Source organism: Catenovulum sp. SX2 (assembly GCF_052056295.1).
Lineage (GTDB): Bacteria > Pseudomonadota > Gammaproteobacteria > Enterobacterales > Alteromonadaceae > Catenovulum.
Genome location: NZ_CP182493.1, coordinates 2,423,694 through 2,437,069 on the forward strand (window position 1 = coordinate 2,423,694; position 13,376 = coordinate 2,437,069).

Sequence of the window (13,376 nt, forward strand, 5' to 3'; positions counted from 1 at the left end):
CGGGGTTTTGTTATTAATGAGCACTGTCAGTATAGCAGAGGCGCTACAAGCGTTTGAACATAAGCTAATATCTGAGCAACAAGCTTCTGCTCATACCATACGTAGTTACATGACCCAGCTAAAACAAGTTTACGCAAAGCTAGATTTAGACAGCTGTGTGCAGGTGACGAGCGCTGAATTTATTCGTCGCCATTTAGTTGAAGTGAATAAGCTCAAACTTGCGACTTCAACTATTACCCATAGGCTGACAGTGTTGCGGGTGTTTTGCCAGTTTTTACTCAGCCAAACTTGGATCTCCAGTGATCCAACTATCAACCTACAAGCGCCAAAAGCTGCTAAACGCCTACCAAAAAACCTTGATGTTGACCAAGTGAATTTATTATTGGATTGTGATGCTGAAGCCGATCCTTGTTCTTATCGAGATAATGTCATCGCTGAGCTTTTTTATAGTAGTGGTCTACGCTTGGCTGAGTTGATTGGGATTGATCTAAATGATATCAACCGTCATGAATATTTAGTCCGTGTTACTGGTAAAGGTGATAAAACACGTGAGGTACCGATCACTAAGTTAGTATTAGAGAAAATTGAAACTTGGTTGTTGATACGGGCTCAGTGGGCGAAACCAGCAGAAACAGCCTTGTTTGTTTCACAGCGTGGTACACGTATTAGTGACCGGCATGTGCGTGAGCGCATGCGTCAACTCGCGGTTAAACAAAATTTATCCCATCATTTACACCCACATAAATTACGCCATTCTTTTGCTACCCATATGTTGGAATCGACCCAAGATTTACGTGCGGTTCAAGAGCTGCTTGGGCATAAAAATTTATCTACCACCCAAATATACACACATTTAGATTTCGAACATTTATCAAAGGTGTATGATAACGCCCATCCAAGGGCGAGAAAGAAAGCTAAATAATGCAAGTTTATCGACGTGTTAGCGACATCCAAGTTATCAGTTTTGATTTCGATGATACGCTTTACAACAATGTGCCAATTATTCAACAGGCCGAAAATAAATTACTCCAATTTGTTAATCGTAAACTCGCACAAGTGCAAGTACAGCCACTAACTGAAGCTGAATGGATGTCGGCAAAACACAGCTTTGCGACCGAACATTGCAGTTTAGCGCATGATGTAACAGCGCTGCGCCAAGCTTTTTTGCGCCACCTGTTCAGCAATTATAAGCTTGCTGGTGCAACTGCAGTTGCTGAACAAGCCTACCAGTTGTTTTTTCAGTATCGTAACAACTTCACTGTCGATAAGCAGGTGGTAACATGGTTGGAGCAACTAAAAACAAGATACAAATTAGTTGCCATCACTAATGGTAACGCAGATCCAGAATTGATAGGTTTAACTGGCATTTTTGAGCATGTGCTTAGACCAAAAACAGGTTTAAAGATGAAACCCGCTAGCGATTTATTTGCACAAGCGAGTCAGCTAATGCAGGTTAAGCCACAGCAGATATTACACGTTGGTGATAGTGAATTCACTGACGTTGCTGGCGCAGTGAAAAGTGGTTGCAAGGCAGTTTGGTTTGATGCGGATGGTCGCCACTATAAAGGACAAGTGTTACCGGATATGGTTATCTCTTCTGTTGAAGAACTCTATTTATATCTAGGCGAATAGTTATTGCTTTTGCCTTCACGTTTTTTCGCCAACAAGCCGGCACGTTTTTTACCAAATTCTAATTGTTCATATTGAGCTAGTAGTTCTTTTTGTTTCTGTTTTAATTCAGCTAGCTCTTGTTGATTGTATCTAGGTTTAAGTGAAATAACTTTATCAGATACAGGCACAACTGGTTTAGGTGTATTTATGTATTGGCGGTATTGGTAGCGCGCTAGTTTGTAGTTTACTTGGTTAAGCACCATGCCTAAGCAGTTGGCATTAACTTGATTGAGGATATCAATACCGTTTTTGATCAGTCCGCGTGGGGTTTTTTCGGCTTTGGCGACATAAACAATGCCATCAACCGCTTTCACAATCGCTTGCGCATCTGATACTAAGTTAACTGGCGCAGTTTCAACTATTACTCGGTCGTAATGTTTCGCAAGGGCGCGTAGCAGTTTAGAAAAATCTGGCGACAATAACACCTTGGTTGGATTTTCACAGTGAGCCCCAGCACAAATGACGTCATAACCCAAAGATTTTTGTCTGTGTAAACAAGATGCGAGTTTAAATTGACCTGACATCAATTCAACTAAACCCGGACGCGTTTTTAACAAACCTAATTTGCTTGCCATAGAAGGTTTATGTAAATCTGCATCCACCACAAGTACTTTCTCTAATTCAGAAAAAGCTTTGGCTAAATGTAATGAAGTTGACGATTTACCTTCACCTGGCATAGCCGAAGTGACAGCTATGATTTTTTGATTTTCAAACGACAGCTTCAAGCGTGTCCGCAAAGTACGCATTGCTTCTATGTAATAAGGGTTTTGCGATAACTGGTCGTGCTCAATATGGTTAGTCGCTTCTTTACGACACTTAATTTTAGGTAGTTCAGTTAATACTTCTAAGCCAGTATAATTGCTTGCTTCTTCTGCATTGAGTAAACCTTTGCGTTTAAACTCAACAACAAATATACCCATCACAGAGATCATGCCGCCGAGTAAAACAGACAAGACCAAGATTAAAGCCGACTTAGGGCTAACAGGACTATCTTTTGCAATTGCATAGTCAAGTATGCGCGCAAAAGCCTTTTGCATGCTTTTTGTTGCTTTGGTTTCTTGCAGGCGCTTTAAGAAGGTATCGTACAACTCTTGGTTTGCTTCAACTTCGCGCTGCAATTGACGATATAAACTTTGGGATTTACGTAATTGTTGATATTGAGCTTTCGCTGTATCTAAGTTGAGTTTGATTTGCTCTAAATTTTCAATCGCTGCTTTATATTTTTGTTCAACACCTTTGACCAAAGCTCTAACTTGTTGATCAAGAATATGCTCTGTCGTTTTAATTTCTTCTACTACGGCTATATGCTTAGGGTGCTTAGGTCCATAAACTAAAGATATATCCGCGAGTTTTCGTTGCAGTTGTGCAATCGAGCTTTGCGTATTCTCAACTAAGCTATTGGTTTTAATTGCGCTCGATGACAATAATAACTCAGTATCATTTAGATCTTGAATCGTGCTGTACTGAACTTTAATTTCATCAATTTGTTTTTGTGCTGCAAGTAATTGTGCTGAAAACCCCTCAACGTCTTTCGCTTTTAAACTTAACACCCCTGCTAGGTCAACTAGGTTGTTGTTTTCCATAAAGGTTTGTAATTCGGCTTCGGCGGTATTGAGTTTACCCTTCAATATATTTAATTCAGTGATCAACCAATCAGCAGCGTTGTCGTTAACTGCTTGGCGCGAATCGTTATGGAAGTCCATATACACATCAGCCAATGTATTGGCTATGTTTGCCGCTAATTCAGCGTTTTTAGCTTTGACAACTATGCTGATGAGTTGGCTGTTTGATACTTGATTAATTTGGATCATAGACTGCAGAGCAATCGCCAAATCTAAATTACCTGCATTATTAATCGGCGGCATCAACCAAGGCTCTAACTGCGGTATGTGTTGCAAAATAGGTGGTTTAGGCGCTGCATGTAGTTTAGCAGCGGTTAATTTTAACTGTTTGACCACACGCTCAAGCATGTTGCGCGATTTGAGCATTTCAATTTGCGTATTGTAGTGCTCTTTGGTGCGTGCTTCTAATACGTATAATTCATCGATAGAGACAACATTACCTTGATCTATACCAACTTGAATTGTCGTGGTGGCACTATAGTAGCGGGTGGCATTTTGCGTATACAAATAACCACAAATAGCAAAAAGAGCGACAGTAAATACGATAAACCACTTACCTCTCCATAAGAGGGAGAAGAGTTGGTTTAAATCTATTTCGTCTTCTTTTTGAATTTGCTCGGCCATTAAAAGAAACTCTGCTCTACAGTAATAATGTCGCCGGGCAAGATTTCAGTTTGTTCATCTGCCTTTATGCTTCTGTTTTGATTGTTGGTTGTACGTTTTAAAATCCAAGTGCTTGACGCGCGTTCAGTTAAACCGCCGGCCAAAGCGATTGCTTTGGATAAAATTAAACCAGGCTGATAAGCAAAAGCACCGGGTTTTTTTACTTGACCATGAATGTAAAAGGGTCGGTACTCTGACACATATACATGCACTTCAGGTTTGACTAGATAACCGTCCATTAGGGCTTGGGTGATAAATTGATTAACTTGCTCAGTGGTTTTGCCTGACAAAGGCACATTGCCAATAAAGGGATATTTCAGATTGCCAGTTTTATCTATTTTACTGGTGACAGATAAATCGTCTTGGCCGTACACGTGTATGCTAATGGTATCACCCGCGGCTAATTTATAGCCGTCTATGTTAGCAATTAGCTTGGAGGCAAAAAGTGTGAGTAGCGCGAATAAAATACATTTATACATTAAGCTCTACCCCCCATTTGATATTTAACGCCAAAGTAGAGATTGTTCTGTTTAAAGTTACGTCTGTTTGCCGAATCACTATTGTCGGTATAAGTGTAGGCTAAATTTGCATGCCAACTGTTTGATAATTGATAGCTAAAGGCAATTTCAGCAGTTAATTTTTGCTCGTCACGTTTGAGCGCTATTTGTTGTAATTGCTGATGGCTTAAACTTATAGTGCTTTTTAAGCCACTGCCCCAAGTATGTTGCCAAGCGGCTGCATGGTTTTTCGCCAGTTGCAGTAATTGATCTTGATATTCGCTTGATTGTTGGCGTTGACTACTGGTTAAACTAAAAACAGAATAACTTTTAGGCGCCCAAGTTGCTTGTAATGACCAATAGCTGGTTTTATTTTCAGCTGCACTTTGGCTGATTTCGCGAGTTTCTTGGCCTACACCTAAAGTAAAACCTGTGATTGCCGTTGCTTGCCAAGACAAACCGACAGCATATATTTGGCTGCTATTATCGCGAATAGAAAAATCGCTGAATTCGCTGTCTTTATTTTGGTATTCAACAAACAGGTGCCGACCTGCCCGCCATTGATAACCTAGTTTGTGCTGCCAGCTATTGGTTGTTTTATTATTCTGTAACGCAAGCTGATCAAGTGCTTGATAGTCTTTTTGCTGAGTGTTAAAAGCGCTTGAGAAGACGAACCCTCGTTCACTTGGTGTTTTGTAACTATAAGTTACACCGGTGGATGTATCTTCACTTTCATCAATAGCTAAAGGTTGCTCCTTGTTGATGTTATACACATCGCGACGAATACCTAACCAAGGTTCTATCTCCGAATTTGCTCGGCCGATATTAATTGCTAATTCTTGTTGATTAGTTGGTCGCCAAGATAGATTGCCAGCTAGAGCGTTACGGCTAAATTGTGCGGATTTATCTGCTTTGTAATCGATTTCAGAAAGTTGTGCGTGCACACCAGCGTCAAATGAGCGCCAATTTATTCCCGCATTGAGTTGCAGTTTCATTTGCACACTCGACGAAGATTGTTTGTTTTCTGTTTGTTGATAGTTATCTGAGTAGCCAGTAGTCAGCTGCGCTTCAATTAGCGCGGGATGCTGAGCAAATGCCATATTAGATAAACTTGCAACGACCACAGAGTATTTAACAATGTGTTTTAGCATAACTCTCTTTATACAACGTCAGGTTTAAGATAATTGACATCCGTAGCTGTGAGACGGTAGATCCTAAGCATGTAAGATATATCTGACGTAATTATGTTCAATTCTACTGAACCAAAGGTCAATATGCAAAGTTTTACGGGATTGTTAATGGGTTTTTTTAACTCTTTAATAGAAAAATAGCTAAAACATCTAAAAATAAGGCTTTAACACTGTCATATTTATTTTTTACATGTATTTTATTTGTTTGTTTTTTGTAAATTGTGCCTGTGGGTGCCTTATTTTGACGGATAAATTTTGAACTTGTTTATGGATTCGGTTCAGTGAAATTTTAATTTAAGAGGGCTAAATTACATATTAATACCGCAATTTTTTACTATTTAGATATACTGATGTTTACCGATAACTTCAGTTAAGCAAGTCTTTTTAGTTTTACTCTTGATGATACGACCATTTAATTATTTAAAGCGCAATATTAGTTTGCGCACGCTGGTGATGTTGATGGCACTATTCATTCTAGTGCTGTCTGCAGCGAGCATGATGTATGTGCACACAACTCAGATAAACAAAAGAGTAGAGTTCTTGTATCAAAATGGACTTGATTTAACCGCTGCTTTACAGCTCACTCAGTCGCAATTTCACGCTGATTCTGCTGACTCCGCGAATCACATAAACCAATTTTTGTTACGCAATGAATCAATCCACGACGAGTTGGCTTTTCATCAAGCACGTTTTCATTTGTACGTTTGGCTATGCATAGCGAGTTTAGTTTTGATTCCGATAATGTATTGGGTGTCATTGCACAAACCTTTGTATCAAAGGTTAGAAAATTTGATTGCGCGCATGGATTCGATTGTTCGCGGTGATCTTTCGGTTAATCATCCAAAATTTCCTGAATCGGATGTAGGCATTATTAAACAGCTGGATAATAGTTTTAGCGAAATGTCACTCGCGCTTGCTATTACGATTTCGACCTTAAAACGCCAGCTTAAACATGTCAGTTATTCCGCCGAACAGGTACAAGACATTACTAAACATCAACTCACTGCAAGTGAAACTAATATTTATGACACTGGTTTAATGAGCTCCTTTGCGCATGACTTGGTTGATTCAACCGAAGTGGTGAGTTTGTTGCTGGCTAGTTTTAAGTTTGATTTAGATGATGGTTATCTTGCTGCTTATCCAGATGAAAAACGTCAGTACGATCGGCTAGATATAGGTGTTCGATTAGAAGTAGAACAATCACACTGTTTTATTGATCGGCTGTCGAATGATTTTAGTGTCGCTGGGGTCAATCTTTATTGTCGTTTAGATGAAATGAGCAGATTTGACCAAGACAAAATCTTGATGGTGAGATTGTATTTACCTAAGCTTATCGCGCATAAATATCATATGCACGATCAGCTGTTAGAAATTCCAGCGAAAATTGCACGGCGTAAGTTAATTGACGATAGATACGAAGAAGTATGTTTTGAATACGTCATAGCTGAACAAAAAACCTATGCGATATTAACCGATTTATTTGAATATTTTGCTGAATAATCCTTCATCTCAATATTTGTTTCTTTGCCTTAAAGGCCACGAGATTTTTTGATCATTTCGTAAGCTGCTTGAATTTGTTGTGCGCGCTCTTTAGCTAAGGTTAACGCTTGTTCAGGTAAGCCTTGCGATGCAAGTTTATCTGGATGATGTTGCGCCATCAGTTTTTTATAAGCTTTTTTCACGGCTTGATCACTAGCACTCTGCTCTATACCTAAAATTTGATACATTTGTGGCAATTGATTTTGTTGTGATTGCTGGCTATGTTGCTGATGTTTTTGTTGATATTGGTACTGACCACTGGCTTTAGCTTGGCTGATGTAAGTTGCAACTTCTGCTGGATTAAAACCTAAAGTTTTGCCAATTTTGGTTAAAATAGTTTCAGCGTTTTTATGTAATTGACCGTTGGCTAGTGCAGCTTGCAGCTGGATTTCGAAATACACAGCTAGAAAATCACGCCGTCCGAAACAGTATTGTTTAAACTCTTTTACTGTTTCTGCTACTGGAAAATCTGCTTGTTTACCAGCTCTGTAGGCATTTTGTGCTTCTTGACGTAATTCACCCGACAAGCCCATTTTATCCATTAAAGCACTGGCGAGTGCTATATCGTTTTCGGTTACGCGGCCGCTTGATTTAGCTATGTGCCCCATAATCGAAAACAAAGTATGGAAAAATATCATACGGTTTTTTAAGTTATTACGACCACTCAATAAACGGGCAAAACCACCATTGTCTGATAGGGCTTTGGCGTATCCTTTGTCAAAATAATAACCAATAATGACACCCAATAGCGCACCGGGTAACTTAAACAGCATAAAGCCAAAAATAAAACCTAAAACTTTACCCCAATAATGCATATTTAAACCTATGTTTTTAAGTTAGAGAGCCGTGTTATTTATTAGCAACCAATTGCTCAATTTGTGCCAAACGCTCAGGCGTTCCTATATCAAACCAACAGCCTTGATGTAATTGACCAGATACTTTGCCTGCAACAATAAATTGTTTTAACAAAGGGCCTAAGGGTAACGGCATTTGGTGATCACCAGCAAATAAATCTTTATGGTAAAGGCCAATGCCAGCAAAGGTATATTTAGTGTCTTGGTTTAGGTTTAACAAGTCATGCTTCAAGCCAAAATCACCGTTAGGATTATGCTCAGGGTTAGCGACTAAAATTAAATGCGCAAGTTTGTCGCCGAGTTTTATTTGTTTAAGTTGTTGGTAGTCAAAATCACACCAGACATCTGAATTTATCACGATAAAAGTATCATCTTGCAACAATTTAAATGCGTGGATAATGCCGCCGGCGGTTTCATAAGCGTCAATAGGTTCTGCACTATATTGAATATTACAGTTATATTTTTCACCGTTTCCTAGGTAAGCGGGTATTTGCTCACCTAGCCACGCATGATTGATCACAAGTTCTGTGAACCCTGCTTTTACTAGTGCTTCTATTTGGTACTCGATTAAACTTTTGCCAGCAACTTTTAGTAAAGGTTTGGGTGTTGTTTCGGTTAATGGGCGCATGCGTTTGCCTTGCCCTGCGGCTAAAATCATGGCTTTCATTCAGCTAGCTCCTCAGTTAACGCTATGCACTCTGACAATATTTTAAACTCAGGATATGTCTGTTGGTAACGCGTACAAACTTGTTGAATGTACTGAAGCACATTAGGCAAATACTGCATGTAACCAGCTTTGTTGTCGCGTAATTTTAAGCGGCAAAAAATACCTGCACATTTTATGTGGCGCTGTAAACCTGCAATATCAAACCAAAGCTGCCAAGTGTCTTCACTGACATCAGGATAATATTTCGCCCTGTATTGTTGAGCTATTTGGTTTATTTGCTCTTGTGGCCAAACGAGATAACAGTCTTTCAGTAATGACGCTAAATCGTAGGTGCAAGGTCCTGTCATCATGCCTTGAAAATCGATAAGTTTAATTCGCTCATTACTCAGCATAATGTTTTTACAATGCAAATCTCTGTGCACATTCACTTGCGGTATTTGCAAAAATAACTGGCTAACCGTATTTAACGCCAAAGTTAATTGTTCTGTTTGTTCTGGGGATAACTCAATAGCGTGCTGTTTGCGTAAAAACCAATCATGGAACAGTGACATTTCAAACTGGCAAAAAGTTTTATCATAACCAGCAATCGCCAAGTCTGTGTTAGGCATCTGCTGCATTTGATGAATAATGGGTACTAGCTGTTGGTAATAATTTTGATAGTTTTGCTGGTTAATTTTATCCACTAAGTGAATGTCACCTAAGTCGGCCAACAACATAAAACCCATCTCGAAGTTATGGCTTAAAACCTCAACACTATCGACATCGTTTTGGCGTAGGGCACAACTAAGTTTAACAAACAACGGGTTATTTTCATGCTCAGGTGGTGCATCCACCGCAATATAACTAGTTTGTTGGTGTTGAAAACGGAAATAACGGCGAAAACTGGCATCGCCGCTAATTAATTGTAAGTCGATTTGTCCAGCAAAATGCTGGTTGAGCCAGTGATTTAATGCTTGTTGGCGTTGAAGTAATTGAGGCATAACATTAGCCGATAGTGCAATTTTGCATTATCATAGCGCTTTCAATTGGTTGAGTTAACCCCGGATTAAAATTGGTGATAGGTCAGGTGACAAGGTTTTTTGCAGTATTACTTGTTTTTACAACAACTTGGGTCAATGCGGCTGAGTTACAATGCCACTCTGCAGCCCCAACTAATTCTGCAACTCAATTATCAGCAAACGAACAAGAGCAAAATTTGTCTAGCGCAAATAGTTTAGTGATCTTGTCTGATAAAACTGAAGTAGGGGCCAATTCGCCTGCTCGTTTTACTGGCCAAGTGAGTATTATCCAAGGACCAAACCAGATAAAAGCAGACAGTGCGCGTATATCGAAAGATCGTAACTCTATGACAGCGGCTGGTGGAATTGAGTTTGTCAGTCAGCACGCGACTGTATACAGCGATAGTTTAGTTGCTGATATGCAAAACTCGACCTTATCTTTGAACAAATCTAACTATCAATTAGATAACTTTGCGGGTCATGGCAAAGCGGGTGTGTTTCGTATTGATCAACAAAACAAAAAGCTTGAGCTAGAAGACGCCACATATACCAATTGCCCACCGCATAATGCACCTGATTGGCAGTTAAAATCTGAAAAAATATCTTTGTCTGTTGAAGATGAATGGGGTGAAGCTTGGCATAGCCGCATTGAAGTATTTGAAGTGCCGGTTATTTATTTGCCTTACTTGTCGTTTCCACTCAGTGATAAGCGCAAAAGTGGTTGGCTATATCCGTCGATTGGCACTTCGTCGCAACGTGGTGTTGATGTGACAACCCCGTATTATTGGAATATTGCACCGAATATGGATTTAACTTTAAAACCTCGGGTAATGACTTCACGTGGTTTGCAATTGGGCAGTGAATTTCGTTATTTACAACAGGATTTCTCTGGCGAACTTAATATCGAAATTATGAGCCAAGATAAAGACTTTTATGAGTTCTCTGAGCAGGGAGAAGTGCGTAGTAACGATGAACGTTATGCTATGAGTTGGCGTCATCAGGCGCAAGTGTTTGACGACTGGCAAACTGATGTGGATTTAATTTTTATCAGTGATGATAGTTATGTATCAGATTTGGGTTTTGAAGACCTTTCTGGAGTAGATACCCATTTAGAGCGCCATGTAGCCCTAAGCCATTTTGATGAAAACTGGCAAATGGACATTACAGTGCGTGACTTCGAAGTTTTTGGTCAACATGCTCGTCCGTACCGAACTTTGCCTGAAGTTGAATTTTTATATACAGGATTAAGCCAATATACAGGTTGGAGTTTTGAGTTACCTGCGCAATTTGCTTGGTTTCAATCAGATGAAGCCGGCTTAGCTGAAGCGATCCGTACTCATATCGAACCTAAGTTAAGTTGGAGTCATTTTGAACCCGCGTGGGAATTACAAGCACAAGCTTCGTTACCAGCGACTCATTATTTTCAAGAAAGTTATATTGATGGTGAGCTACAAGAAGGTGATTATCAACAAATTAGTCGAGTACTACCGCGTTTTCGTCTCAATGGTCGATTGATTTTAGAAAGGCCAATTGATTGGTTTGGTAAAGATATGAAACAAACGCTAGAGCCGCGAGCGCAATATCTTTATGTGCCACACAGAGAGCAAAGTAACATAGGTTTGTACGATACGGCTTTGTTGCAAGACGACTTTTTAGGTTTATTTAGAGAAAATCGCTTCAGCGGTATAGATAGAATATCTGAAGCAAACCAGTTAACTCTAGGTGTGACCACTCGTTTATTAAATGATGAACATAGAGAAAAGCTCAGGTTAAGTGTTGGACAAATTATCTATTTAAGTGAAGCTGAGAGTGATTTTGTTGATTTTCAGCAAACGACTATTCAAGGTAAGTCGGCATTAGCGGCGGAACTAGACTTTGATATTCGTAAAACTTGGTTTTTACATTATGGTTTGCAGTTTGATACACAAAACGGAGATACCCGAAAAAGCCAAGTTACGGTAGACTATCGCAGAGACGATAATCATTTAATGCAAGTGAGTCATAGATTTGTCCGCGATATATCCGGTAACGATATCCAACAAATGGGTATGGCAACTATGTGGCGGTTAAATTCCAACTGGCAAACTTATGCCAATTTCCAGTATGATTTGCAATTAAATAGAACTGTTGAAGCGCGAGCCGGTCTATTGTACGAGTCTTGTTGTTGGCAACTACAGTTTGGTTGGCAATCTAGAGTTAAAACCAACTTAGCTGGCTCAGACAGTCAAGCTTCAATCCCAACCGGTGAAAGAGATTCTGGCATGTTGCTCACTTTCACGATTAAAGGGTTTGGGCAATCAAAGAATACAGCAGATAAGGTGTTAAATAGCGGCATATTTGGTTACCGCAAACCTTATTTCTTAAATCAGTGAGTTTTTCATGAATACGCTAAAAACAATTAGAACAGTTATTACTTGTGCACTGCTATTCAGTGTGAGCAATGCTTATGCGGCCAAATTATTAGACAAAGTGGCTGTTGTGGTAAATCAAGGTGTGGTTTTAGAAAATGAAATCCAAACTATGATGGCAACTCTAAAAGCGCAAGCTATTCAAAACGGCCAAGAATTACCCTCAGACAAAGCTCTGCGTGTGCAGGTTACCGAAAAACTGATAGTGAATGTGTTGCAACAACAATTCGCTGAAAGAATTGGTTTGCAAATTAGTGATGCACAAGTGCAGCAAACTGTTGCTGGTATAGCCCAAGAGCAAGGCATTAGTTTAGAACAATTGCGCCAAGCTATTATCTCGAGCGGGCAAGACTACGAGTCGTATTTAGAGCAAATTCGCCAAGAGCTTACTGCTAACGAAGTGCGCCGTGCTATGGTATCGCGTCGTATTTATGTATCACCACAAGAAATTGATAGTTTAGTTGCTTTATTAAAAGAGCGTGGTAAACAAAACGAAGAGTATCATTTAGGTCATATTTTAATTGGTTTGCCGTCAGAGCCGAGTGCCGATGATATTGAGAGTGCACAAAAACGCGCGAATAAAGTAATTGAGTTAGTTAACTCAGGTAGCGACTTTAAAAAAGTGGCCATAGGTTCTAGTTCGGGACCAAAAGCACTAGAAGGTGGTGACTTAGGCTGGATGAATATCAATGAAATGCCGAGCTTATTCGCCGAAGCGGTAACTAATCAGAAAAAAGATGATGTAATTGGCCCTATTCGTAGTGGTGCTGGTTTCCATGTCTTAAAGATTTTTGATATTCAAGGTCGTCAAACAGTTGAAGTAGCCGAAGTAAACGCACGACATATTCTAGTTAAGCCGACGATTATTTTAAGTAATGACAAAGCGAAAAACATGCTGAATAAATTTATTGAGCAAGTGAAAGCCGGTGAAAAAGATTTTGCTGATTTGGCGAAAGAGTATTCTGAAGATCCTGGTTCAGCGGCTAAAGGTGGTGAATTAGGTTGGGCTGATCCAAATATGTATGTGCCTGAATTTAAAAATACTTTGGCAGAATTGCAGCCAGGTGAATATTCAAGTGCATTTAAAACAGCACATGGCTGGCACGTAGTGCAGTTGCTTGAACGTCGTACTCAAGACGCAACTGAAAACGCTTATAAAGACCATGCATATAGAATGATATTTAATCGAAAATTTAACGAAGAAGCTGAAGCTTGGATAAGAGAAATACGTGACCAAGCTTTTGTTGAAGTGGTAGGTAATAACTAA

11 protein-coding genes are annotated in these 13,376 nt (G+C 39.6%); 5 read left to right on the top strand and 6 right to left on the bottom strand.

Annotated features, from left to right (window positions below):
• Nucleotides 1-16 precede the first annotated feature (16 nt).
• Both ACMZOO_RS10170 and ACMZOO_RS10175 read left to right on the top strand, forming a co-directional pair.
• The gene (locus ACMZOO_RS10170) at nucleotides 17-922 is read left to right on the top strand and encodes a tyrosine recombinase XerC (RefSeq protein ID WP_440903247.1); all 906 of its coding nucleotides are present in this window, start codon (nucleotides 17-19) and stop codon (nucleotides 920-922) included.
• A complete protein-coding gene (locus ACMZOO_RS10175) occupies nucleotides 922-1,632 on the top strand; it encodes an HAD-IA family hydrolase (protein ID WP_440903248.1) in 711 nt (236 codons plus the stop codon). Before ACMZOO_RS10170 ends, ACMZOO_RS10175 begins: the two co-directional genes overlap by 1 nt.
• Here the strand turns inward: ACMZOO_RS10175 and ACMZOO_RS10180 are convergent.
• From ACMZOO_RS10180 to ACMZOO_RS10190, 3 genes are read right to left on the bottom strand one after another with little or no spacing between them, the layout of a single operon-like run.
• A complete protein-coding gene (locus ACMZOO_RS10180) occupies nucleotides 1,611-3,917 on the bottom strand; it encodes a GumC family protein (protein ID WP_440903249.1) in 2,307 nt (768 codons plus the stop codon). The two genes, ACMZOO_RS10175 and ACMZOO_RS10180, sit on opposite strands and share 22 nt — an antisense overlap.
• A complete protein-coding gene (locus ACMZOO_RS10185; RefSeq protein WP_440903250.1) occupies nucleotides 3,917-4,435 on the bottom strand; it encodes a polysaccharide biosynthesis/export family protein in 519 nt (172 codons plus the stop codon). Before ACMZOO_RS10185 ends, ACMZOO_RS10180 begins: the two co-directional genes overlap by 1 nt.
• Nucleotides 4,435-5,604, bottom strand: coding sequence for a hypothetical protein (locus ACMZOO_RS10190; RefSeq protein ID WP_440903251.1), 1,170 nt, complete (start codon nucleotides 5,602-5,604; stop codon nucleotides 4,435-4,437). Before ACMZOO_RS10190 ends, ACMZOO_RS10185 begins: the two co-directional genes overlap by 1 nt.
• A 498-nt stretch (nucleotides 5,605-6,102) precedes the next feature.
• On the opposite strand from ACMZOO_RS10190, the gene ACMZOO_RS10195 reads away from it, so the two are divergent.
• Nucleotides 6,103-7,143 (top strand): hypothetical protein, encoded by a 1,041-nt coding sequence (locus tag ACMZOO_RS10195; RefSeq protein ID WP_440903252.1) that lies wholly within the window; start codon nucleotides 6,103-6,105, stop codon nucleotides 7,141-7,143.
• Between the two features lie 29 nt (nucleotides 7,144-7,172).
• Here ACMZOO_RS10195 and djlA read toward each other — a convergent pair whose 3' ends face one another.
• From djlA to ACMZOO_RS10210, 3 genes are read right to left on the bottom strand one after another with little or no spacing between them, the layout of a single operon-like run.
• The gene (djlA, locus tag ACMZOO_RS10200; RefSeq protein ID WP_440903253.1) at nucleotides 7,173-7,997 is read right to left on the bottom strand and encodes a co-chaperone DjlA; all 825 of its coding nucleotides are present in this window, start codon (nucleotides 7,995-7,997) and stop codon (nucleotides 7,173-7,175) included.
• 34 nt (nucleotides 7,998-8,031) lie between these two features.
• Nucleotides 8,032-8,703, bottom strand: a complete 672-nt coding sequence (gene murU / locus ACMZOO_RS10205) for an N-acetylmuramate alpha-1-phosphate uridylyltransferase MurU (protein ID WP_440903254.1) — start codon at nucleotides 8,701-8,703, stop codon at nucleotides 8,032-8,034.
• On the bottom strand, nucleotides 8,700-9,683 hold the full coding sequence (locus ACMZOO_RS10210) for an aminoglycoside phosphotransferase family protein (RefSeq protein WP_440903255.1): 984 nt from the start codon (nucleotides 9,681-9,683) through the stop codon (nucleotides 8,700-8,702). The genes murU and ACMZOO_RS10210 overlap by 4 nt, the downstream gene beginning before the upstream one ends.
• An 86-nt stretch (nucleotides 9,684-9,769) precedes the next feature.
• Here ACMZOO_RS10210 and ACMZOO_RS10215 point away from each other — a divergent pair, with 86 nt between their 5' ends.
• Together ACMZOO_RS10215 and surA are read left to right on the top strand one after the other, a co-directional pair.
• Nucleotides 9,770-12,073 (top strand): LPS-assembly protein LptD, encoded by a 2,304-nt coding sequence (locus ACMZOO_RS10215; RefSeq protein ID WP_440903256.1) that lies wholly within the window; start codon nucleotides 9,770-9,772, stop codon nucleotides 12,071-12,073.
• A 7-nt stretch (nucleotides 12,074-12,080) separates the two neighbouring features.
• Nucleotides 12,081-13,376, top strand: a complete 1,296-nt coding sequence (gene surA / locus ACMZOO_RS10220) for a peptidylprolyl isomerase SurA (protein WP_016954176.1) — start codon at nucleotides 12,081-12,083, stop codon at nucleotides 13,374-13,376.

Excerpts from the sequence above, each read along its gene's own strand:
- ACMZOO_RS10195 (WP_440903252.1), top strand. The coding sequence starts at position 6,103 with ATGGCACTATTCATTCTAGTGCTGTCTGCAGCGAGCATGATGTATGTG.
- murU (WP_440903254.1), bottom strand. The coding sequence starts at position 8,703 with ATGAAAGCCATGATTTTAGCCGCAGGGCAAGGCAAACGCATGCGCCCA.
- ACMZOO_RS10185 (WP_440903250.1), bottom strand. The coding sequence starts at position 4,435 with ATGTATAAATGTATTTTATTCGCGCTACTCACACTTTTTGCCTCCAAG.
- ACMZOO_RS10210 (WP_440903255.1), bottom strand. The coding sequence starts at position 9,683 with ATGCCTCAATTACTTCAACGCCAACAAGCATTAAATCACTGGCTCAAC.
- surA (WP_016954176.1), top strand. The coding sequence starts at position 12,081 with ATGAATACGCTAAAAACAATTAGAACAGTTATTACTTGTGCACTGCTA.
- djlA (WP_440903253.1), bottom strand. The coding sequence starts at position 7,997 with ATGCATTATTGGGGTAAAGTTTTAGGTTTTATTTTTGGCTTTATGCTG.
- ACMZOO_RS10190 (WP_440903251.1), bottom strand. The coding sequence starts at position 5,604 with ATGCTAAAACACATTGTTAAATACTCTGTGGTCGTTGCAAGTTTATCT.
- ACMZOO_RS10175 (WP_440903248.1), top strand. The coding sequence starts at position 922 with ATGCAAGTTTATCGACGTGTTAGCGACATCCAAGTTATCAGTTTTGAT.
- ACMZOO_RS10170 (WP_440903247.1), top strand. The coding sequence starts at position 17 with ATGAGCACTGTCAGTATAGCAGAGGCGCTACAAGCGTTTGAACATAAG.
- ACMZOO_RS10180 (WP_440903249.1), bottom strand. The coding sequence starts at position 3,917 with ATGGCCGAGCAAATTCAAAAAGAAGACGAAATAGATTTAAACCAACTC.